The sequence below is a fragment of the Bacillus sp. FSL K6-1284 genome (assembly GCF_038002625.1).
GTDB lineage: Bacteria > Bacillota > Bacilli > Bacillales > Bacillaceae > Bacillus > Bacillus paralicheniformis.
Genome location: NZ_JBBOCW010000001.1, coordinates 2585320 through 2606023 on the forward strand (window position 1 = coordinate 2585320; position 20704 = coordinate 2606023).

General features: G+C 46.8%; 22 protein-coding genes and 1 pseudogene. 9 read left to right on the forward strand and 14 right to left on the reverse strand.

Going from position 1 to position 20704, the window contains the following annotated elements; genetic code table 11:
• Positions 1-183 precede the first annotated feature (183 nt).
• On the forward strand, positions 184-810 hold the full coding sequence (locus MHB72_RS13360; RefSeq protein WP_043054382.1) for an esterase/lipase family protein: 627 nt from the start codon (positions 184-186) through the stop codon (positions 808-810).
• A 149-nt stretch (positions 811-959) separates the two neighbouring features.
• Here MHB72_RS13360 and MHB72_RS13365 read toward each other — a convergent pair whose 3' ends face one another.
• Positions 960-1172 (reverse strand): hypothetical protein, encoded by a 213-nt coding sequence (locus tag MHB72_RS13365; RefSeq protein ID WP_216920135.1) that lies wholly within the window; start codon positions 1170-1172, stop codon positions 960-962.
• Positions 1173-1442: 270 nt separating this feature from the next.
• On the opposite strand from MHB72_RS13365, the gene nikA reads away from it, so the two are divergent.
• From nikA to MHB72_RS13395, 6 genes are read left to right on the forward strand one after another with little or no spacing between them, the layout of a single operon-like run.
• A complete protein-coding gene (gene nikA / locus MHB72_RS13370) occupies positions 1443-2972 on the forward strand; it encodes a nickel ABC transporter substrate-binding protein (RefSeq protein ID WP_026579342.1) in 1530 nt (509 codons plus the stop codon).
• Positions 2969-3910 carry a nickel ABC transporter permease gene (nikB, locus tag MHB72_RS13375; RefSeq protein ID WP_020452058.1) on the forward strand — a complete coding sequence of 314 codons (942 nt, stop codon included), beginning with the start codon at positions 2969-2971 and terminating at the stop codon, positions 3908-3910. Before nikA ends, nikB begins: the two co-directional genes overlap by 4 nt.
• Entirely contained in the window at positions 3907-4737 is an 831-nt protein-coding gene (gene nikC / locus MHB72_RS13380; RefSeq protein WP_020452059.1) for a nickel transporter permease, read from the forward strand. The genes nikB and nikC overlap by 4 nt, the downstream gene beginning before the upstream one ends.
• Before the next feature lies 1 nt (position 4738).
• Positions 4739-5578: an ATP-binding cassette domain-containing protein gene (locus tag MHB72_RS13385; RefSeq protein ID WP_075754062.1), complete on the forward strand. Its 840-nt coding sequence runs from the start codon at positions 4739-4741 to the stop codon at positions 5576-5578.
• Positions 5578-6363 carry an ABC transporter ATP-binding protein gene (locus MHB72_RS13390; protein WP_020452061.1) on the forward strand — a complete coding sequence of 262 codons (786 nt, stop codon included), beginning with the start codon at positions 5578-5580 and terminating at the stop codon, positions 6361-6363. Before MHB72_RS13385 ends, MHB72_RS13390 begins: the two co-directional genes overlap by 1 nt.
• Positions 6364-6379: 16 nt before the next feature.
• Positions 6380-7708, forward strand: coding sequence for an MATE family efflux transporter (locus tag MHB72_RS13395; RefSeq protein ID WP_075754060.1), 1329 nt, complete (start codon positions 6380-6382; stop codon positions 7706-7708).
• A 50-nt stretch (positions 7709-7758) separates the two neighbouring features.
• On the opposite strand, the gene MHB72_RS13400 is transcribed toward MHB72_RS13395, so the two are convergent.
• The 3 genes from MHB72_RS13400 to MHB72_RS13410 form a co-directional block, all read right to left on the reverse strand.
• The gene (locus MHB72_RS13400; protein WP_020452063.1) at positions 7759-8400 is read right to left on the reverse strand and encodes a FusB/FusC family EF-G-binding protein; all 642 of its coding nucleotides are present in this window, start codon (positions 8398-8400) and stop codon (positions 7759-7761) included.
• 211 nt (positions 8401-8611) lie between these two features.
• Positions 8612-8950 (reverse strand): YolD-like family protein, encoded by a 339-nt coding sequence (locus tag MHB72_RS13405; protein ID WP_020452064.1) that lies wholly within the window; start codon positions 8948-8950, stop codon positions 8612-8614.
• A 15-nt stretch (positions 8951-8965) separates the two neighbouring features.
• On the reverse strand, positions 8966-10228 hold the full coding sequence (locus MHB72_RS13410; protein WP_195258087.1) for a Y-family DNA polymerase: 1263 nt from the start codon (positions 10226-10228) through the stop codon (positions 8966-8968).
• A gap of 275 nt (positions 10229-10503) precedes the next feature.
• Here MHB72_RS13410 and MHB72_RS13415 point away from each other — a divergent pair, with 275 nt between their 5' ends.
• On the forward strand, positions 10504-10716 hold the full coding sequence (locus MHB72_RS13415; protein ID WP_023855954.1) for a YqzH family protein: 213 nt from the start codon (positions 10504-10506) through the stop codon (positions 10714-10716).
• Positions 10717-10800: 84 nt separating this feature from the next.
• Positions 10801-12040 (forward strand): annotated as a pseudogene (locus tag MHB72_RS13420) (MDR family MFS transporter).
• Between the two features lie 51 nt (positions 12041-12091).
• Here the strand turns inward: MHB72_RS13420 and MHB72_RS13425 are convergent.
• The 10 genes from MHB72_RS13425 to MHB72_RS13470 form a co-directional block, all read right to left on the reverse strand.
• Positions 12092-12475, reverse strand: coding sequence for a VOC family protein (locus tag MHB72_RS13425; protein WP_095291531.1), 384 nt, complete (start codon positions 12473-12475; stop codon positions 12092-12094).
• Positions 12476-12489: 14 nt separating this feature from the next.
• Positions 12490-13449, reverse strand: a complete 960-nt coding sequence (gene coaA / locus MHB72_RS13430; RefSeq protein WP_145625240.1) for a type I pantothenate kinase — start codon at positions 13447-13449, stop codon at positions 12490-12492.
• A 243-nt stretch (positions 13450-13692) separates the two neighbouring features.
• Positions 13693-14658, reverse strand: coding sequence for an ABC transporter permease (locus MHB72_RS13435; RefSeq protein ID WP_095291528.1), 966 nt, complete (start codon positions 14656-14658; stop codon positions 13693-13695).
• Positions 14636-15298, reverse strand: coding sequence for an ATP-binding cassette domain-containing protein (locus MHB72_RS13440; protein ID WP_023855958.1), 663 nt, complete (start codon positions 15296-15298; stop codon positions 14636-14638). Before MHB72_RS13440 ends, MHB72_RS13435 begins: the two co-directional genes overlap by 23 nt.
• Positions 15299-15413: 115 nt before the next feature.
• Positions 15414-15902 (reverse strand): hypothetical protein, encoded by a 489-nt coding sequence (locus MHB72_RS13445; protein ID WP_023855959.1) that lies wholly within the window; start codon positions 15900-15902, stop codon positions 15414-15416.
• A gap of 491 nt (positions 15903-16393) precedes the next feature.
• The gene (gene bcrC, locus MHB72_RS13450; RefSeq protein ID WP_023855960.1) at positions 16394-17005 is read right to left on the reverse strand and encodes a bacitracin resistance undecaprenyl-diphosphatase BcrC; all 612 of its coding nucleotides are present in this window, start codon (positions 17003-17005) and stop codon (positions 16394-16396) included.
• 121 nt (positions 17006-17126) lie between these two features.
• A complete protein-coding gene (locus MHB72_RS13455; RefSeq protein ID WP_216920130.1) occupies positions 17127-17861 on the reverse strand; it encodes an ABC transporter permease in 735 nt (244 codons plus the stop codon).
• Positions 17854-18774, reverse strand: coding sequence for a bacitracin resistance ABC transporter ATP-binding subunit BcrA (bcrA, locus tag MHB72_RS13460; protein WP_216920128.1), 921 nt, complete (start codon positions 18772-18774; stop codon positions 17854-17856). Before bcrA ends, MHB72_RS13455 begins: the two co-directional genes overlap by 8 nt.
• A gap of 79 nt (positions 18775-18853) precedes the next feature.
• Complete coding sequence (locus MHB72_RS13465) at positions 18854-19888, reverse strand: sensor histidine kinase (protein WP_216920125.1); 1035 nt, start codon at positions 19886-19888, stop codon at positions 18854-18856.
• A complete protein-coding gene (locus MHB72_RS13470) occupies positions 19875-20591 on the reverse strand; it encodes a response regulator transcription factor (RefSeq protein ID WP_020452076.1) in 717 nt (238 codons plus the stop codon). The genes MHB72_RS13465 and MHB72_RS13470 overlap by 14 nt, the downstream gene beginning before the upstream one ends.
• Positions 20592-20704: the final 113 nt, after the last annotated feature.

A 20704-nucleotide genomic window follows, 5' to 3' on the forward strand; every position in this document is an offset into this window, starting at 1 on the left:
TCCCTGAAAAGCTTCACTCACCTTGCCCCATAGGATACCGGCGCGCCCAGCGGCAAAAAACCGTTTCATATACTGCTCTTTTTCCGAGTGTAAAAAATAGATAATTTTACACTTCGTTTTCATATGTTCGTTTTATAGAATTGTCGTTGTTGTGAACTTATTACTTTTTTAGGAGGAGAAACAATGCGTCGCCATTCATTTTTATCTATTCTATTGATTTGCATGCTGTCTGTTGTGTCCGTATTTTCATGCCGGCCTTCAACAGCTTCCGCCGCTTCCCACAATCCGGTCGTCATGGTTCACGGCATCGGCGGAGCCAATTATAACTTCATCGGCATTAAATCGTATTTACAATCTCAAGGCTGGACAAGCAGTGAGCTTTACGCCATCAACTTTATCGATAAAACAGGAAATAATAAAATTAATGCGCCGACATTATCCGAATACATCAAGCATGTGCTGAATCAAACAGGAGCATCAAAAGTCGATATTGTCGCCCACAGCATGGGCGGAGCCAATACGCTCTATTATATTAAAAATCTGGACGGAGCAGATAAAGTCGGACATGTCGTTACCCTTGGGGGTGCTAACCGGCTGGTTACAAACACGGCGCCTCAGGGAATCGCTCCGAATGACAAAATCTCATACACTTCGATTTACAGCACAAGCGACTATATCGTCTTAAACAGCCTCTCCAAACTTGATGGTGCAAACAATGTGCAAATCTCAGGCGTAAGCCATGTCGGCCTTTTATTCAGCAGCAAAGTGAATGCCTTGATTAAAGACGGTTTGACCGTCAACGGGAAGTAAAAGTGAAGGAACCTTGAAGAGCTAAATCTATTCAAGGCTCCTCCTCATTTATCGGGACTGTCTTCCCGCCCGGCAAAAATAAAAAGGACTCTAAATAAACGCCATTTCCGATCGTTCATTCAGTGTCCGTCAACCCCGTCGATATATGATTATTCCACAATGATTTCAAAGACTCTTTGTTCGAGATTGTATTTAGCGTCTCGGAATGTAAATTTATAATCATCTGCGTCGGCATCAGGTGAAAGCCAAGCTCCGTATTTTCTGATCGTCTGGACGATGCTTTCGAGTTCAGCAGGAGTGAAGTCACCTATGTCTGTGCCTTCGGTTTCAGCGGTATGGCGTATTTTTACTGTAATCATCATCGCTTTATGGCTCCTTTCACTTGCTGTTTGAACATCTTATTAACAGCATATTTTTTTCCCCTGTAAATCGTTCCATTAACTCCCTTGTTTCAAATTATTCGGGCTTTCTTTTTTGCAGACCTATTTTATATGGAAAAGCTGGCCGGGCTCCGAAAAATTTGTCCCCGCACTTTAGTCAAACACGAACAAACATTCCTTTACAACAAAGGAAATATCCCCTATGATAATGAAGATAAATCGAAATCATTACTACTTGGGGGGTATTAACCGATGGCTTACATAGCAAAACGCATGATCATACCGATTGTTTTTCTCTTCATTCTCGCTTCCTGCTCCGCCGGAGGCGCTGACTCAGCGAAAGGTGATGAGAAGAAACTCACCTTTCTTTTCAATATTCCAAGTCAAACCCTTGACCCGAATCTCGATGTCAATTATACGGCTGTCCGCGCCGGCATCAGCGAAACGCTCGTCAAAATCAGCGCTGACCTTTCCATCGAACCTTGGCTTGCCAAGGATTGGGAAAGTAAAGACGGACAAACATGGGTCTTCACCCTTAAAGACAATCTGACGTTTCAAAATGGCAAAAAAGCGGATGCCAAAGCGGTAAAAGCGTCTTTAGAACGGACGATACGCGAGAGCAAAGCGATGAATAACGCCTTAAAAATTAAAGAAATCAAAGCTGCAGGACAAACATTGACGATTACAACAAAGGAGCCTTTTCCCGAATTCCCTTCAGAATTGGTTCATCCAAACACATCGATCATTGACGTCAGCGCAGCAAACATTTCTCAACAGCCCGTTGGGACGGGCCCTTTTCAAGTTTCCTCTTTTGAGGCCGGCCATAAAATAGAGTTAGAACGGTATGACGATTATTGGGACGGCAAACCGAAGCTGAAGCACGTCACATTTTCGTTTAATGAAGACGCAAACGCCCGCGTCATGGCTCTCCAATCAAAAGATGCCGACATTATTTACAGACCGAGCGTGGAGGATATTGACCAAATTCAAAAAGATTCATCGATTACCGTTGATTCGGTGCCGAGCTTGCGCGTTCACCAGATTCTCTACAATACAAAGAAGGATCATTTCGCTGACCGTCACCTGCGCCGCGCCTTCGACGCATTACTGGACCGCAAAGAAATCGCTGAAAGCATTTTGAACGGGCATGCTCAGCCGGCAGACGGACCTTTCTTAGCGGATTTCCCGTTTTCCGCCGGTACGGTTCAAAAGCCGAGCGGACTGGAAGCGGCAAAAGCTGAGCTGAAAAAAGCCGGCTACGAGCTTGAAAACGGCAAAGCCGTGAAGGACGGACAAGCCTTATCTTTTACACTGCTAACCTATCAGTCTCGTCCGGAATTGCCTTTAATCGCACAAATTCTTGAATCAAATGCGAAGGAACTGGGCATTTCGATTAAGATTCAACAAGTCGAAAATATCGATGAGTATTTGGCGAAGAACGATGATTGGGATTTGGCGACATACAGCTCGATGACCGCGCCCAGAGGCGATGCCGGCTATTTGCTGAACACCGCCTATATGCCGAATGGCGCTTTAAACTACAGCGGCATCGAAAATCAAACCTTGATCAAATGGATTGAGGAATTCAACCGCACAATCGACAAAGAGAAGCGAGACCGCCTTGCTAAAAAAGCAGCTGAATTGATCGAGAAGGAGACATTGAACTCTTTTATCGTCACTCCCGAAAACATCACGGCATACCGAGACGGTGTATTAAATTGGGAAACGAGCAAAAGTGAGTATTATATGCTGACGAAAGATTTGGATGTGAAAACGAAATGAAGCAGATCGCTAAGCGGCTGTTTGAACTGGTTCTATTCTTATTCCTGCTTTCGTTTATCAGCTTTGTATTTATGAAAGCGGCTCCCGGTGATCCGGTGAAACAGATGCTTCGCGTAGATGATGTAGCGGTAACAGACGAGCAGATCGAGGCATTCAAAGAGGAGCTCGGTTTGGACAAACCGGTTTATATTCAATATTGGAACTGGTTTAAACGCTTTTTCCAATTTGATTTGGGAAAATCCTATACAACACACGAACCCGTCATCGACGAGCTCAGCCGGAAATTCCCGGCGACATTGCTTCTGACCGGCGCATCGCTTCTCGTCATGCTGCTGATCGCCGTGCCGGTCGGAACGCTTTCCGCTTTATACCGGGATCGGTGGATCGATCATCTCGGCCGCTTGCTCGCTTTAGTGGGAGCCGCGCTCCCAAGCTTTTGGCTCGGATTGATACTGATCGATCTCTTCTCCGTCAGGCTGAATTGGCTGCCGTCGATGGGAGCCGGAACGTTTAAACATTTGATTCTCCCCTCTCTCACGCTCGGGATCGCGATGTCGGGCGTTTATGTCCGCCTTGTACGGTCAAGCTTGATCGAAAGCCTTGGTCAGGATTTCATCAGATCAGCCAGGGCGCGCGGTATCAGCGAGGCGAGAATTTTCTTCTTTCACGCGTTTCGCCACTGTCTTGTCCCTGTCATCACGATATTCGGGGTCAGCCTCGGCAGCCTGCTCGGCGGCACGGTGATTATTGAAGTCCTGTTTGCATATCCCGGCGTCGGCAAGCTTGTCGTTGACGCCATCGTTCAGCGTGATTATCCGATCATTCAGGGGTACATTCTTTTCATGGGGATCACGGTTGTCCTGATCAATCTTTTGGTCGACCTCTCCTATCGGTACCTCAATCCGGAAATTCGCTTAAAGGAGGCTGGACGCCGATGAGAAAAAACGTCAAACTTATATTCCGAACCAAAACAGGACTGTGGTTCGTGCTGCTGTTTTCCGCGGCGCTGTTCACCGTCCCCTTCTTTTTGCCGTTCGATCCGCTCCGCACAGATATGGCCAACCGTCTCCAGCCGATCAGCTTGCAGCACTGGCTCGGGACAGACCATTTGGGCAGAGATATATTTTCCCGAATGATCGCCGGTGCGAAAGCGACGGTCGGCACCGCCTTGGCCGCGATTCTGATCTCCGTTTTCATAGGCGTTCCCGTCGGGCTTGTCTCCGGCTTTTTCGGCGGACGGCTGGATCGGATGATCATGAGAATCGTTGACGCGGTCATGGCGTTTCCGGACTATATTGTCGCGATTGTTTTAAGCGGTTTGCTTGGCCCTGGTCTGATGAACTTAATATTAGCCGTTGTCGCTGTCAAATGGGTCGGCTATGCAAGGCTGGTCCGCAGCACGGTGTTTTCGGAAAAACAAAAAGATTACATCGCCTTGGCCGAGCTGACGGGCTTAGGCTCCGGGGCGATTTTAAAAAAGCACTTGCTGCCCCATGTTCTCGGCAACGTTTCCGTACTTGCGACACTTGATATCGGAAAAACGGTGTTAATGATTGCTGCCCTGTCCTATATCGGACTGGGTGCTCAGCCTCCATACCCGGAATGGGGCGCCATGCTGAATGACGGAAAACATTACTTTTTGCATGCGCCTCAGCTTATGGTGATTCCCGGTCTTGCGATCATGTTCATCGTTCTGTTGTCCAACCTGTACGGTGATCGTTTAAGGGACAGGTTTGACGTTAAACACAAGAAAGGAGTTTCTTAGCATGCCGATGTTATCCATTGAGGGCTTATCAATCAGCTCCCGACAGCACACCATTGTCAAAAATGCCTCCTTCTCGATCCATGAAGGGGAATGGTTCGCGCTGCTCGGGGAAAGCGGCAGCGGAAAAAGCCTGACCGCTTCGGCCATAGCCGGGCTGCTTCCGGACGGACTAACGGTGTCCGGCGGAGATGTGATATTTGAGGGCCGCCAGATGCTTCAAGCCGGCCGCAAAGCGCTCCGACGCATGCGCGGAAAGGATATCGCCTGTATTTTTCAGGACTGTCACGGAGCATTCACCCCTTTTATACGGATCGGCAAACAAATTGACGAAATGGTCAAAACGCATACCGATTGGTCTAAAAACAAGCGAAGAGAAGCGATTCTCCGCGCTTTTCGGGAGGTTTCTCTGCCGGAAAACAGAGTATATGAAAGCTACCCGTTTCAATTGAGCGGCGGGCAGCTCCAAAGGGCCGCGATCGCTCAAGCGATGGTGCTCCGCCCGAAGCTTCTCATCGCAGACGAACCGACAACGGCTTTAGACAGCATCACGGCCGCGGACGTCTTGCAACAGCTCACCGTGATGCGCGCCAAAACAAACTGCGCCATCCTTTTTATCACTCATGACCTCCGGCTTGTCAAAAGGTACGCCGATCAAACCGCTGTCATGCAAAACGGAGAAATCGTCGAAAGCGGCTTAACCGCTGATTTAATCAGACAACCGGTACATGAATGTACAAGACGTTTATTCGCAGCCGTCCCGCCGCTGAAAAATCCTCCGCCGAGGCTGACAGCCGCGCCTGAAACAAAGGAAGCGGCGCTGGCGGGAACAGGAGGTGCGTGATGACCCATTCAGCAGAAACCGTTCTTTTTGTCAGCAATCTGACAAAACATTACGCTTGCGGCCACAAAGCGGTTGACAATGTATCGTTCTCCATTCGAAAAGGCGAATGCCTCGGGCTCGCCGGCGAGAGCGGCAGCGGGAAAAGCACCCTCGCGCGCTGCCTTCTCCTGCTCGAAAAAATCGATCACGGAGAGATTCGGCTTCATCAACATCCGCTTCCCGGCATAAACAAAAAAGAGACCCGAAGACTGCGCCGAAAGCTGCAGGCTGTTTTTCAAAATCCGGCCGCATCATTGAATCCAAAGCTCAATATTATCGATTCAGTTATGGAGCCGCTTGATGTTTCCAAACAAGACATACCGCCATTTTTAAAGGACTTCCAAGGCAGCCGCCGTCTGACGGCTGAGCGTCTGTTCTCAATGGTCGGCCTTCCCTCGAGCCTCCTTGACCGCTATCCGCATGAATTAAGCGGCGGGCAGCTCCAAAGGGCCTTAATCGCCAGAGCCATCAGCACTCACCCGTCTTTAATCATCTTTGATGAGCCTACGGCAAGCCTGGATGTCACCAGTCAGGCGAAGATCCTCGACCTCCTCAAAGATTTGCAGGATGATATGGGGCTTTCCTATTTGTTTATTTCCCATGATCTGGCCGCTGTCCACTTTATGAGCCATCGCATCATGGTCATGAAAGACGGGCAGATTGCCGATCAATTTAAAAAAGAAGAGCTTTTTTCTGCCGAAAGGCACCCATATGCCAAAAAGCTGCTTCAGGTGTTTGAATCCTAAGGGGGGGTCATAAGAGATGAATCACAGACATTATCTAGCACTCGCCGTTCCGCTGATCATTTCAACGATCACCACTCCTTTGCTGGGGGCGGTCGATACGGCGGTAGCCGGGCAGCTTTCCTCCCCTGCTTACATCGGCGGTGTTGCAGTCGGAACGATGATTTTTAATACGATGTATTGGCTCCTCGGCTTTTTGCGGGTGAGCACATCGGGGTTCGCTGCTCAGTCGCTCGGCTCCCAAAACAGATCAGAGAGCGTTTTGGCTCTTGCCCGGCCTGTTTGCATCGCGTTTTTTGCCGGACTGATGTTCATTCTCTTGCAAAAACCGCTTGAATACGCAGCGCTGACGCTGATACAGCCTGACCGCCATACCGCTGAATTCGCCTCGCAGTATTTTTCGCTGAGGATTTGGGGCGCTCCATTTGCTTTAATCAGCTATTGCATTCTCGGCTGGCTGATGGGAATGTCCCTTATCAAAGTGACATTGCTTTTGCAGATTTCGATGAACGTCTTGAATATCGTGCTTGACATCGTTTTTGTCTACGTCTTTCACATGGAAGTATACGGCATCGCTCTAGCCACTTTGATTGCGGAAGTGACGGGCTGCCTGATCGGCTGCTGGCTTGTGAAAACGAATGCCGCCATGCGGTTTAAGCTGCCGTCCGTCAAGGTTTTGTTCGACCCGAAACCGTTTAAAAAAATGATGGTTGTCAACCGCGATCTATTGATTCGGACATTGTGCCTTTTAACGGTTTTTAATTTGTTTACGGCTAAAGGAGCCGGCTTCGGCGCTGAAGTTTTGGCCGCAAATGCGATCTTAATTCAAATTCATTATATGATGGCTTATGTGTTTGACGGATTTGCCAATGCATCGAGCATTTTTGCCGGGAAAGCCGTTGGAAGAATGGATCGGGAACTTTATTCCCGTACGCTTTCCCTTTCGATCCAGTGGTCGCTGATCTCGGCCGCGCTGCTTTCAGTCGGCTACTTTCTTTTGAAAGGTGTAATCCTTCCCTTGTTTACACCGCTTGAAAGCGTTTTGGAAGCAGCGAAAACCTACGATATTTGGATCGCTCTCTTTCCTTTGGCCGCAAGTTTCGGACTCGTTTTTTACGGGATTTTTACAGGAGCGACTGAAATAGGCCCGGTCAGAAATTCAATGTTCTTGGCTGTTCTCGTCTTCCTGGCCGCCTTTTTTACCGCTGTGCCCGCTTTCGGAAACCATGGGCTGTGGCTCGCTTTTCTTTTATTCAGCCTTGGACGTTCCGTATTCTTATGTATGGCTGTTCCCGGGCTGACCACCCGTCTCTTCGGAGAGCGAAGTGCTGCGAAAGAGGCAGGCTAAAAGCCAAATCATAAAACCCCCCGGCTAAAGCTTAGCCGGGGGGTTCTCGTTTATTCTTTCGTTAATTGTGCGACGAAATGGTTCAGATGATCCAGCGTCATCACATTTTGATTGCATGTTTCACTGTCACAGCAAATATAATTGCCTCTGTCTGTATAGGTTTCTTTCCCGCTTTTCACCCGGGCCATGAACAGTCCGATCTCTTCGGTCCTGTTGCATATCGCGCAGATTCCTTTTTTATTGCTGGATTTGATGGTGCCGTGTATTCCGGTCAGCTTTCCGCCGGCATCCACAATCATGTACTTTCTGCCTGATCCTGCATCATTCCATCCCAGGTAGGAATATCCGCTGAAATCCATCTGTTCAAAATCGGGCGTCTTTAACTTCTTCACTTTAGAAAATAGCTTTTTAGCGGTTTTTACTGTTATACGCTGAAATGGAATGACATGAGGCTTTAATTCGGCTAAAAAGCGCATCGCTTCACCGCTGTCTTCCACTTCTGCCATCTTCTGCAGCAAAGACTTTTGATCGCTGCTGAGATCAGGAAACAGGTTGAACACTTGATCGAGCGCATTGCATTTCAAAGCGTCAAGTACGTTTTCGTCATTGATGTTCGCATGTCCCTGAACAAGGCTGTCCGTTTGAAACTTAATAAAATTATATTGGTCATTTCTGATAAAAGGTGTCTTCATTTCTGCCAGCTCCTTATTTATGGATCTATATTTAAAAATAAGGTGCAAAGCCGGATGATCAGAAATGATACCTTGCTTTTTTTAGGCGATTTGTTTATAACCCCGCCTCATGCAAAGTATCGCCTTTCAAGATAACAGGCTTTGCATGAGACGCTACAGTCGGCAAATGAATGTCATTTACCATTTTATCCACCTCCGAATACTGATTCTATTATAAACGACAATCGTATTCAATCTCAATGATATCCTCCATCTTTAAAATGCATATTTCATCCGCCCGGCTTACGATCCGCAGCTCCCTTTTCAGGGCGTCGGCATAGTGAATCCGGCCGGCCAGTGTTTTCACTTCCCCCTGCCGATAATAGGCAAATTGCAACATTCTGTTTTCTGCCATCGCTTCACAAATGATTTCATTAAATTCTTCATATTTTTGTTCATCCAGGATCGGTTTTTTGAGTTTTTGAAGGCTTTCATGATATTCCCTGAGCAATTCCACGTGCTCAGGCAGCATCATGGAAACCCATTTGATACTGCCTCTGTCGCGAAGCATAAATGATTCTCCTTTCTATGCCTGATGGCCTCCGACCAATTTTGACCGCAGCCGGGCCGTCCCGGCGTTTGTATAGGAAACAGCCCGCAAAAGCGCTGTTGATCCGTGCCGTTCTCTGATGCCGTCCATCACGTACCCGAGCTGCCGCTTCTTTTCCTGATCGGGACGAAAAAGATCAAGCTGCATATTGGTGTCGTCTTGAATATTGGAAAAAGAGACGGAAATTTTCCGAACCGTTTTGCCGGCATAAAACCGCTCGAACAATGCCAGACATGTATGGTAGAGATCAAGGGTGACATTTGAAGGGCTTTCCATTGTTTTTGAACGGTAAAACCCGCCGCCAAGCTCATCGCGGCTGTATTCGACGCCAAGACTGACGGTCCGGCCGGCCTGGCGGTGGGCGCGCGCCCTTTTGGCTACTTCTTCACACATTTCAAGAATGACATGCTTGACTTCCTCCGGATTCGGATAATCGCGAAGCAAAATCTGGCTTTTTCCATAGCTGACCTGCCCCTCCAAGAGCGGCGCTCCGATCGCTGAAAGGTCGATGCCCCAAGCGTGATAATAGAGCTGGTTTCCCATCACCCCGAATGTTTTCTCAAGCCGCTTGAGATCATAGTGAGCCAGCTGACCGACTGTAAAAATCCCCATCCGGTTTAACGTCTTTTCCAGCCTGGAGCCGATTCCCCACATGCGGCGCAGCGGAGACAGCGGCCACAGCTTCGTTTTCACGTCTTCGTAGCCCCAAACGGCCACTCCGTCTGCTGATTTTTTCGCTTCAAGGTCAAGGCACAGCTTTGCCATCAGCAGATTCGGTCCGATTCCGACAGCACAGGGAAGGCCAAACTCCCTTTCCATATCATCTTGAATTTTCATCGCAATCGTTCGGGCGTCTCCCCACATGCTCTCAACACCGTCCACCTGAATAAAGCTTTCATCCACGCTGTACGTATGAATGGCATCAGGCGGCACATAGCGGCAGAACAGCCGGGTGAGCTCTGTAGAAACACGGACAAACAGCCCCATCTTTGGATTGACCAGCTTGATGCGCGGATCATCCGGCAGCTGATAAAGCCTTGTTCCCGTTTGCACGCCGAACTCTCTTTTCAGAGCCGGAGAAGCAGCGAGAACGATGCTCCCCTGCCGCTCCGTGTTTCCGACAACCGCCAGCAGGCAAGTCATCGGATCAAGTCCGAGCAGGACTGCGGCACAGCTTGCATAAAAGCTCCGCATATCAACGCACAAAACCGAACGCGACGGATATTGACCGTAATCCATCTCTCTCCCTCCAAAAAGAACTGATGTTCGCACAATTAGTGTATGAATACTATACTCCGAATATACGTTCGATTTCCAGGCGTAATTTTATCCAAAGAAAATCCTGGCTGAAAGCAACAAAAAACACCTTCTTTGGAAAGAAGGTGACATGGCGGATCATTCCAGTTCGGAATGCTGCCGCATCCGGTTTAATGGCTCAAATTGAAAGCTCCCTTGAGAACCTCGTTTTTTCCTAGTAAGATAAAAGAAAAAGCGCTCCTAAAGGAGAAAGACAAATGGATGAGAAACTGATTGAAAAAATGCTCGGACAGGCGCTGAAGCAGTACGGACGCAATGTTGCAACCGATCCGCTCAGCCCCGGCGAAAAAGAAATCCTGAAGCTGGCTTTGCAGGAAAGGCGGATCGAGGAACCGAATGAGGGGCTGCATGCCCATATCGAAGATGTCATCTATGATTATGTCACAAATCAAGGCTTGTTCTCCTTTTGATCACCCAGCATATAGAAATTCCTCTATTCACCGCCATTTGTTTCATGTATGATAAACAAATAAAAACGTAACGGAGAGTTTATCATGAAACAAAAATGGCAGAACATCCACCCGCTCAGCTGGACCATTATTGTCGGAACCATTTTCGGACGTATGGGCACAGCCATGAGCATCCCTTTTTTAGCAATTTATTTGACACAAGTGAAAGGCGCCTCTTCCGGCTTTGCCGGCGCCGTTATTGCAGCGAGCTCTCTGATCGGAATTGCGGCAAGCTTTTACGGCGGGTACTTATCAGACAGGTTCGGCCGGAAAACCATCATGCTCGTTTCGATTTTCGGCTGGACATTCGTGTTCGCCGGTTTCGCGCTCGCCGATCATGTCTGGACATTCTTTGTCATGAATGCCTTAAACGGATTATGCCGCGCTTTGTTTGAACCGACTTCAAGAGCGCTGCTTTCAGACGTATCCAAACCCGAAACGCGCCTTTTCGTCTTTAATCTCCGCTATACCGCGATCAACCTCGGCGTCGTCTTTGGTCCGCTTTTAGGCCTGTACCTCGGATCTTCGAAAACGACGCTGCCGTTTTTCATTGCGGCTTTCATTTATTTTATTTATGCGGCGGTGCTGGTCATTCAGTTTAAACACCACACCGTACCGGCAACTGAGCGGAATAAGCGTATAAAAGTGCGGGACGCGCTGGAGGTGACAAAAAAAGACCGGGTATTTACGATTACACTAATCGGTTCGATTCTTTGTTTATTCGGGTATTCCCACTTCACATCCACGCTCGCACAATACATGGCGGCCAGCCCGTTTCATCGAAGACGGGACGAAAGTGTTCGGTATGATGCTGACGCTGAATGCCTTGGCCGTGCTTGTCGTACAGTACCCGATCGTACATATCGCCAAACGGTTTTCACCGATTTTATCGCTGATTGCCGGAAATGTGCTGATTAGCGGAAGCCTGTTCAGCCTCTCGTTTTTCCACGATCTATGGTCCATCGTCTTGATCATTATCGTGTTTACGATCGGGGAAGTGCTTCTCTTTTCGATGATGGATTTACTGGTCGACCGGATTGCCCGGCCTGAGCTGAAAGGCACTTACTTCGGGGCTATAGGCTTCACCCAGCTGGGAAGCGTGATCGGCCCTTGGGCGGGGGGAATGCTGCTGGACGCCTTTGGAGCGGAAAAGCCGTTTTTCACTTTTGCAATCCTGTCTGCTGTCACTATTTGCGGCGTTCCTTTCCTGGTGGCAGCCTTCCGGAAGCTCAAAATAGATGAAGCAAAAGTCAAATTAAGTTCGAAAAAAACGATGCAGCATTAATTGAAAACAGGCCGGCTCGGTCAAAGGCCGGCCTTCCGGCGGACGCCCGCCTCAAGGCGCCGCAAGTTCGACTTTAATGCGGTCGGGATCTTCGGTATACAAGGCATAATGCCCGCTTCCGCCGGCAAACGGATGTCTGTCTTCGTATAAAATGCGGCATCCCCGCTCCCTCAGTTTCATTGTCATTTCGTCGACCTGTTCTTTGGATGCCGCGTAAAAAGCAAGATGGTTTAAGCCGATGCGGCACCTGTGATAACCCGCTTTGACAAACTGCTCTTTCGCCTGCACAAGCACGAGATAGGCGCCGTTTGCTTTCCAGCTGATCCCGTCTTCCCATTGTTGAAAAACTTCATAGTCAAGCTCTCCGAGAAACCAGCCCCAAAAGCGCTTCGACGCTTCCAAATCTGAAACATACAGTTCAATATGATGGATCATGCAAGCCTCCTCTTCTACACCCGTCTGACGAGAATCTCTTCCACCTTGTGGCCTTCGCCTTTTCTCAAGATTAAATCAGACCGGAATTTTGTAGGCAGAATGTTCTCATACAAATTCGGACGGTTGACGGTCTCCCATATTGACTTTGCCATATGGTCCGCTTCTTCGTCCGCAAGGTCTTTGAATTTATGGAAATAAGAACTCGGATCTTGAAATGCCGTCTCTCTGAGCATGCGAAAGCGTTCAAGATACCATTTGATAATGAGGTCTTCTTCGGCATCCACATAAATCGAGAAGTCAAAAAAATCGGAAACGAAAACCCGCGGTTTTGTCCGGTCGTCTTCGATCGTCGGTGTCTGCAGCACATTGACGCCTTCGATGATGACGATATCCGCTTGTTCAACCGTTTCGTAAACCCCTTCCAATCTGTCGTACGTTAAATGGGAATAAACGGGTGCGTGAACGATTTCCTTGCCGGATTTTAAATCGTTTAAAAACTCAAGCAATGCTTTGACATCATAGCTTTCCGGAAACCCCTTCCGCGACATCATCTGTTTTTCTGTCAGCACCGCATTGGGGTAAAGAAAACCGTCGGTTGTGATCAGACTGACTTTCAGCCGTTCCTGCAAACGCGAGAGCACCGTCTGAATGATGCGGGCCGTCGTGCTTTTTCCAACCGCGACGCTTCCGGCAATCCCGATGATGAACGGAATTTTGGCCGCGTGAGGATGGTTCAAAAAACCGTTCACCCGGGTGTTCCGTTCATATTGAGTTGTCCGGTGTAAATAAAGCAGCCTCGCCAGCGGAACATAAACGGTTTCGACTTCTTCCAAAGACAGATAGTCATTTAAACCTTCAAGCCTTTTTACTTCCTCTTCGGTCATTTCTACCGCCATATGCCCGCCAAGATTTGCCCAGGCATCGCGGGTATGACTCGTATATAACGTGTGCAAATTCAAATCCTGATTCGCCATTATACTCACCTGCCCTCTGTTCAAAAGCTGTTTACTAAAAAGTGCATGAATTCCTGAGACCGCTTTATTATTATATAGAATTTTTCGAATATTTACGAGGAACAAGGTTTCAATCAAAACAACCGCCTCATCCAGAGACGGCAGATTCTGTTGTTCCAACTATTTGACACTCGCCTGCCAAACCTGAGCCAACGGGCATCCGTCGCTTGCAAAAAAAAGAGCGCAAGTGCCTGCGCTCTTTTTTCAAACGACATATTTGCTTTGCCTGTGCGCCATATAATAAGTAACCGCAGACAGCAAGCCGATGGATGCGGCTAAAATGATGACGACCGGAATCATGTCCACCTTCACCGGTGTAAACAGTTTAAAGCCGCCGCTGAAACTGAAAACCGCATGCCCGAGATTAGACAGCAGGTTTTTCAAATCGAATCTCCCCAAAGCAGGGATAAGCAGGCTGTAAACGATATACAGCAAAGCAGGCGTAATAAAGCTTCTGAAGAGGACGCCCAAATAAAATCCGACCGTCGAAAAAATGAAGCTGACCGCCAGAACGACAACGAGCTGAAGCGGGATATTGCTTTTTGAAACAGCGGGTATTGTGAACTCGCCGACCGGTATGGCCCTTGAAGCCAGGGAATAAAAGACGAAGCTTGACACATATGCCGTACATACAACGGCGATCACGGCGGCAGCCATCACCATGTAAACCGAACACTGTTTGGCCAGCAGAACGGATTTCCAATCATGGCTGACAGCTTTCACTTTCACCGTCTTGAACCTGATGTCGTAAGAGGAGATATAGATGGCATACAGCGTAAAAGCCAAGGGAAAAATGATGAAGCCCATCAGCTCAAGCGTCATGATAACCGACTGCTTGGGCTCCAGATGATGGAGGGACAAGACGAAATTCTCATAGTCAAACCTTAAAATATTTTCGACGATCTCTCCGTCGCCATCCTCGCTTTTCAGCTCCCCTTCCTTCACCTTGACGGGCGACGCCAGCGCCTGTTTAATATCGATGCCGAGTTCTTTATATTCGTCTTCAGTCTTTTTAAACTGCTGATAGCTGTCAATTGTATTTTTATAATGTACATATATGTATCCGGATGAAATGAATAATAGAGGAAGCAATAACATGACGAGCATTTTAGAATATGATTGAAATGCAAGCTCTTTTTTGAAAATATTATAAATATTCTTTATAGACATCGCCCAATTCTGCTCCATTCGTTTTAAAATTGTCTATGTGGATAGCTGAACCGTCTTTCAACACGTATAATTGATCGACGATTGAAGAATAAAACTCAAACTGATGGCCGGCGGCAACAATCGTCATCCTGCTCGACCAGTCATTGATCAGCGCCTGAAGCTCCATCATGGACCGGTAGTCAAGCCCGTTTGATATCTCATCCAAAAACAAATATGACGGTTTGTTTAATGCAGCGATCATTAAGGCCAGCTTTTTCTTTTGTCCGTATGAATAGGTCTTAACCTTTTTTTTCAGCAGCGCCCGGCCGAGGAACTTTTGCGATAATTGTTCCAGCTCTTCTTTGCCGGCAGGTTTATTGATCAACAGTTTAATATTTTGATATCCGCTCAGATGATCGTAAAACGGGGAATCGTCATAGATAACGTGCACTTTGCTCCTGACGGCTTCAAGCGGCTCTCCGTCGTACAGAATGCCGCCTTCGAAATGTTCCAGCTTGAGCAGGCATTTCAAGAGCGTCGTTTTCCCGGCGCCGTTTTCCCCCATCAGGAAGGTGACTTTGTTTTTTTCGATATTCATGTTGAGACGGTTGAATACCTTTTTGCTTCCATAAGATTTCGTCAGGTCATCGATTTTGATCAATTTAAAAAATCCTTTCTTGCATCAGGATGGTGTTGCAACATTCTCCATTATACAACGCTGCCATTAATTTCAAAATAGTCTTTTAGCAGCGTTGTATGAAATGGCTTACGGCAAATTAATCGTTTCCGTATTTTCCTTTTTTATTGACCCACCTTCTGTCTGTAAAGGTTGAGCTGGCGAATTCAACATCTCCCCACGGTGTAACGGTCCCGAAGCTCAGCGTTTTTTTCGCTCTCCATTTGTGAAGCCCTGAAGACTTGTAATACCTTTTAATCCCTTTTGCTCTCACGACATTCGGAAAGACGTAGCCGACATCCTGCGATCCGCTGCTTTTCGATACTTTTTTGCCGTTGTAGTACCAGTCGATATAATCTTTCGACCAGGCGAGGAAGCTTCCTCTTTTAATTGTGAGCCTTTTTCCTGCATATGCCGTCACACCGCTTTGGACAGATGCCTGTTCAGGAAGTGACTGCACGTATTCTGTCTTGGCTTCAAGCAGTTCTTTTTGCTCACTTGTCAGCTGCCCGTCCCCAGCAGCCGCAGCGAATGAGGATGGAACCAGGAGCGCCGCAGACAAAGAAAACCCTAAAATCGCTTTTTTCATTTCGTTTCCCTCCGTATTTTTGATAATTCGTATGTACGTCTTCAGCTGCCATCCATAAGCTACTGCCGCATCCAAAACAATTTAAGGTCCGAGTTCTCTCATTTTAATGGATGAAAAAATAGATTTCTAGCAGAATGGACCATTTTATCATTACCTATTGGAAATTATCACCTCCTATGTATTTGATATTATACCATATTTTTACTTATATTCAATTCCTATTATTTGGAATTTTCGTCATGAATAGCCCGCATCTTTTATAATGGGGATGAAAAAAGGAGGAAGAAGAGGAACCTATATACCTGGAAAGCGATTCTACAGCTGTTATTCGTACAAAAAAACAAAGCACCCGACAGTCCGTCTACCTTCATGGAGACGGTCATATACTCTTGCTGTCGGGAACCGCCTTCGATTTGGAGGATGAAGAAGCCGATCGTTTATTTGTGAGTGCACATAGCAAAGGCTGCCTAAATCCAAGGCAGCCTCATCCTTTAAAAGTTCTTCGATTTATCGTTCGATTTGCTTTTGGAAGGAACAATCCGGTGTTCTACCTTTTCATAAAGGGACAGCATTTGATGAATAAATGACAGCTTCGGTGCTGTCCAGAATACAAACAGAGCTGACAACACGCCAAGAAGGGCTCCCGCCGCAACATCGAGCGGATAGTGAACGCCCGACCAAATGCGGGAAATGCCTACGGCAAACGCAAGCACAAGCCACAGCCAGCCCGTCTTTTTGTGAAACAGGAAGATTAAAAAGCCGATTGAAAAAAACAAAATCGTATGGTCGCTCGGAAACGAATTGTCAATTTCATGCTCTATCAGCTTGTTGACATTCGGAAGCGTGGCAAACGGTTGATAGTTGGAATGCAGAAAGCCCATGATTTTCCCAAGAATTTCGGCAATCACAAATGCGATGACTGCATAAATGACCATCAATCTGTTTTTTGTCGTCCGGGTCAGCCAATAAACGACAAGACCCAACGCGAGGAAGTACATCATATATTCGGCCAGAAAGTAAACGACCGGATTCAGCATCGAATACTCTTTTCCCAAATCATTAATGAAACGAAAAGCATCAATATTTAATTCTGAAAAAGACATGTTCCATTCTCCTTTTTTATACTTTTATCCTAAATATATCCATAAAAATTGTGCAATAAGCCTTTATCGGGATTAGGAATGTACAAACATGTGTTGCACATTCCCTTAGACTCCTCCTGCATCAATGAATATCGATTTTTTTAAAGTAAACGATTGTCGCGGCTAATCCAAGAATGGTTGTGGCGGCAACACTGATAAAAGAATATTCGGGCGGATATTCCGGAAAGAACGTACCCGAAGCGATCACCCATACCGCCGACCAGGGGAGTAAAGCGCTGTACTCCGTGCCGTATACCATAATGCTGACCATTGATATAATGATTGTAAAGATAATGGTGGGCACGTAGTTTTTAAACAGCAGTGTCACAAATATAATTGGACTGACCAGGAAGAAAAGAAGTGCCCCGCCTATCATAAATTGTTTAAACCCATCTATTAAAACCGCCGAACTGAGCCCTTCAAACTGGCCGATCAGCCCAAACAGCAGCGTCAGCACCCAGGCAATCAACGTCAGCATCATGATCCAAATGAGGAGCAGAACCAATTTGCTGACAATCAGGCTGATTCTTGAAACAGGAATCGTCAATAGATTCTTTAGCGTGCTTTCAGCGTATTCCCGATTGAATAAATATGATGTAATCACGCCATACAACGGGACTCCGATCAAAAGCACAATATACAGGTTGGTATCGGAAAAGGTCTCACTGAAGCGAATCGGTACATCAGGGTACTTGGCTTTTTTAGCCAAAGACGATATAAAACAGATAAAAGGGGCTGCCGCCGCTCCCAGGATACTGACAAGAAACATCTGTGACCGCTTAAGCTTCAGCAATTCGGTATATAGCAAATTAGCCAATCGTCCCGCCCCCAATCAACTTCACGAAATAGTCTTCAAGACTGTCTTCGCTCATCGCAATCTTCAATACGTCTATTCCGTTTTCGACAAACAATTTATTGAGCTTTCCCTGCTGGCCCAAATGGGAGTATACCCGGATGATCCCGTCCTGGTGAACTTCGTAGTCATGAATATCAAAATGCTGTTCCATCAGAACGACCGCTTTATTTTGATCGGATAATTGAAATTCCAGATATTTGCGGTTTCTTTTTTTGAGATGGTCAAACGGAATTTCTTCAAGCAGTTTTCCTTCATGAATGATCCCGACATGATCGACGAGCTGTTCGATTTCAGACAAAATGTGGCTTGATATAAAGATGGTGATGTTTCTTTCTTTGGCGAGAGAATGAATGAGTCTTCTCATTTCTTTGATCCCGATCGGGTCCAAGCCGTTTGTCGGCTCGTCCAGTATCAACAGCTCCGGATAGTGAAGCAAGGCTCTTGCAATTCCCAGCCTTTGTTTCATACCCAAGGAAAACTTGCCGACGAGCTTTTTCGTTTCATGCTGCAGGCCCACGATCTCCAATACTTCATCGATCGCATTTTTTTTATGGATACCTATGATTTTCGCATTGATCAGCAGGTTTTCCCTTGCCGTCAAGTTCGCGTAAAAGCCGGGCACTTCCACGATAGATCCGATTCTTCTTAAAATTTCTTTTTTATTCTTGAAAAAATTCTCTCCGAAAATTTCTATCTGCCCGCTGGTCGGTTTGATCAGACCCAGCAGCATTCTGATCGTCGTCGTTTTGCCGGCGCCGTTCCGTCCCAAAAAGCCGTATATATCTCCTTGTTTCACATTGATATTGAGATGGTCTACAGACTTTTGCGGCCCGTACATTTTCGTGAGATCGGTCGTTTTAATAATTGTGCTCAAAGTTGATCCACTCTCTTTCACTAGCCTTATAACTACATCATAAACAGAAGGATTTAACTTCTTCTTAACCAATTCTTAATTAATTCTTAAATGATTGGAGATGGTTTTGTTTAGGCAGCGAAAAACCAAACGTCGTTTTTTCCCACGGGACGCTCTGTGCCCATATGCGTCCGCGGTTTTTTTCGACGAGCGATTTGGCGATGGCAAGCCCCAGGCCGCTCCCGTCATCAAGGCTTCTCGACCGGTCTCTGCGGTACATTCTATCAAACACGTTTTCAATCTCGTTTTCCGGAATCCCCGGACCTTGATCCCAGATGAGAAGCTGATATTCATGCTCTGATTCCGTCAGTTCGATTCCAAGTACTTTTCCCGCTTTTCCATAGTGAATCCCGTTTCTCACGATGTTTTCGATCACGCGAATCAAGCTGAGCCGATCTGCGATAACAGAGCATTTCTTTTCCGGGATCTGCACATTCAAATCAATGTCATGTTTTTTCAGTTCCGGCAAAAAGTCGATCAGCGTTTCCCTAGCGACTTCGGCAAGGTCAAAAAACTCTGTTTTCAACTGGACTTCATTCGCGTCCAATTTCGCCATGTTGAATATTTCATCGATCAATTGCTTGAGGCTGTTGGATTTTTTAGAAAGGATATTGAGATATTCCTGTTTCTCTTCTTCCGAAGACGCGACCCTGTCTTTTAATGCATCAACATAGCCAATAATTGATGTGAGCGGCGTTCGGATATCGTGGGAAATATTAGACAGCAGCCGTTTTCTGGCCGCTTCCGATTTTGCGGCGTTGATTTGAACTTTTTCAAGCTGCTCTATCAATTCGTTAATGGAAAAAATGATTTCATTAAACGGCTGATCGCCTTTCGCCAGCAATCTTCTTCTTAAATTTCCATCCGCCACGCGCTTCAGCTCGGTTTCGATCAGCTTTAAGCGATCGATGAAGCGAAGCCTCATCGTAAACAGCAGTGCGGTAACGGCAAACAGAAAAATAAACAACATTGTGCTGAAAACCCCAAAGGAAGCCGTTTTCATATAGATGAACAAAAGTGCTGCAATCGCCGCACATTGTAAAATGAGAAGCAGCAGCTTTTTATCGGTCAGCATCTTTCTCACCTACAAACTTATAGCCAATTCCCCAAACAGTTTGAATAAATTGTGGATCGGAAGGGTCCGGCTCTATTTTTTTTCTCAGCCTTCTGATATGCACCATGACCGTATTGTCATCTTCTATGTATTGATCGCTCCATGCGTTTCGAAACAGCTGCGTTTTCGTAAATACCTGCCCCGGATTTGAGGCGAAAAACTTCAGCAGTTCAAACTCCTTCGCCGTCAGAGAGATCTCCTGTCCGCCTGCGGTGACCGTATATGTTTTCAAATCGATGGTCAATCCTTTAAATTGAATCAGCGATTGTTCATCGGAGCGGCTTTCGCTTCCGAGGACCAAAAAGCGCCTCAGCATGGCTTTGATCCGCGCAAGCACTTCGTTTACGCTGAAGGGCTTTGTTATATAATCGTCGGCGCCGATGGACAGTCCTAAAATTTTATCGCCTTCAAGGTCTTTGGCGGTCAGCATCAGGATCGGAACATTCGTATGATTCCTCATCCTTCTGCAGACCTCGATGCCGTCGATTTTCGGCATCATCACATCCAATATCACGAGGTGGTAATGGTTTTGTTCAAACAGCCTTAACGCATCTTCTCCGTCAACTGCCACGTCAACCTCATAACACTCTCTTTTTAAATAGGTTTTCAATAAATCTCTGATTTCTTTTTCATCATCCGCTATGAGCACTCGAATGGCTTCCACTTGGTTCACCCGCTTTTATTTTGTCTTGATAGATGTTCGCACCGCAGCACCCGCTGCTGCTTGTTTTTTGAAATATTTCCTCTCTTTTCTTTGCCTTTCATTATAACAGAGAG

Coding starts and splice junctions, on each gene's coding strand:
- MHB72_RS13360 (WP_043054382.1), top strand. CDS start 184: ATGCGTCGCCATTCATTTTTATCTATTCTATTGATTTGCATGCTGTCT.
- MHB72_RS13410 (WP_195258087.1), bottom strand. CDS start 10,228: ATGGATTACGGTCAATATCCGTCGCGTTCGGTTTTGTGCGTTGATATG.
- MHB72_RS13415 (WP_023855954.1), top strand. CDS start 10,504: ATGGATGAGAAACTGATTGAAAAAATGCTCGGACAGGCGCTGAAGCAG.
- MHB72_RS13400 (WP_020452063.1), bottom strand. CDS start 8,400: ATGAAGACACCTTTTATCAGAAATGACCAATATAATTTTATTAAGTTT.
- MHB72_RS13425 (WP_095291531.1), bottom strand. CDS start 12,475: ATGATCCATCATATTGAACTGTATGTTTCAGATTTGGAAGCGTCGAAG.
- MHB72_RS13405 (WP_020452064.1), bottom strand. CDS start 8,950: ATGCTTCGCGACAGAGGCAGTATCAAATGGGTTTCCATGATGCTGCCT.
- MHB72_RS13365 (WP_216920135.1), bottom strand. CDS start 1,172: ATGATGATTACAGTAAAAATACGCCATACCGCTGAAACCGAAGGCACA.
- MHB72_RS13465 (WP_216920125.1), bottom strand. CDS start 19,888: ATGCTGACCGATAAAAAGCTGCTGCTTCTCATTTTACAATGTGCGGCG.
- MHB72_RS13445 (WP_023855959.1), bottom strand. CDS start 15,902: ATGAAAAAAGCGATTTTAGGGTTTTCTTTGTCTGCGGCGCTCCTGGTT.
- nikC (WP_020452059.1), top strand. CDS start 3,907: ATGAGAAAAAACGTCAAACTTATATTCCGAACCAAAACAGGACTGTGG.
- MHB72_RS13395 (WP_075754060.1), top strand. CDS start 6,380: ATGAATCACAGACATTATCTAGCACTCGCCGTTCCGCTGATCATTTCA.
- MHB72_RS13385 (WP_075754062.1), top strand. CDS start 4,739: ATGCCGATGTTATCCATTGAGGGCTTATCAATCAGCTCCCGACAGCAC.
- coaA (WP_145625240.1), bottom strand. CDS start 13,449: ATGGCGAATCAGGATTTGAATTTGCACACGTTATATACGAGTCATACC.
- nikB (WP_020452058.1), top strand. CDS start 2,969: ATGAAGCAGATCGCTAAGCGGCTGTTTGAACTGGTTCTATTCTTATTC.
- nikA (WP_026579342.1), top strand. CDS start 1,443: ATGGCTTACATAGCAAAACGCATGATCATACCGATTGTTTTTCTCTTC.
- MHB72_RS13390 (WP_020452061.1), top strand. CDS start 5,578: ATGACCCATTCAGCAGAAACCGTTCTTTTTGTCAGCAATCTGACAAAA.
- bcrC (WP_023855960.1), bottom strand. CDS start 17,005: ATGTCTTTTTCAGAATTAAATATTGATGCTTTTCGTTTCATTAATGAT.
- MHB72_RS13435 (WP_095291528.1), bottom strand. CDS start 14,658: ATGTCTATAAAGAATATTTATAATATTTTCAAAAAAGAGCTTGCATTT.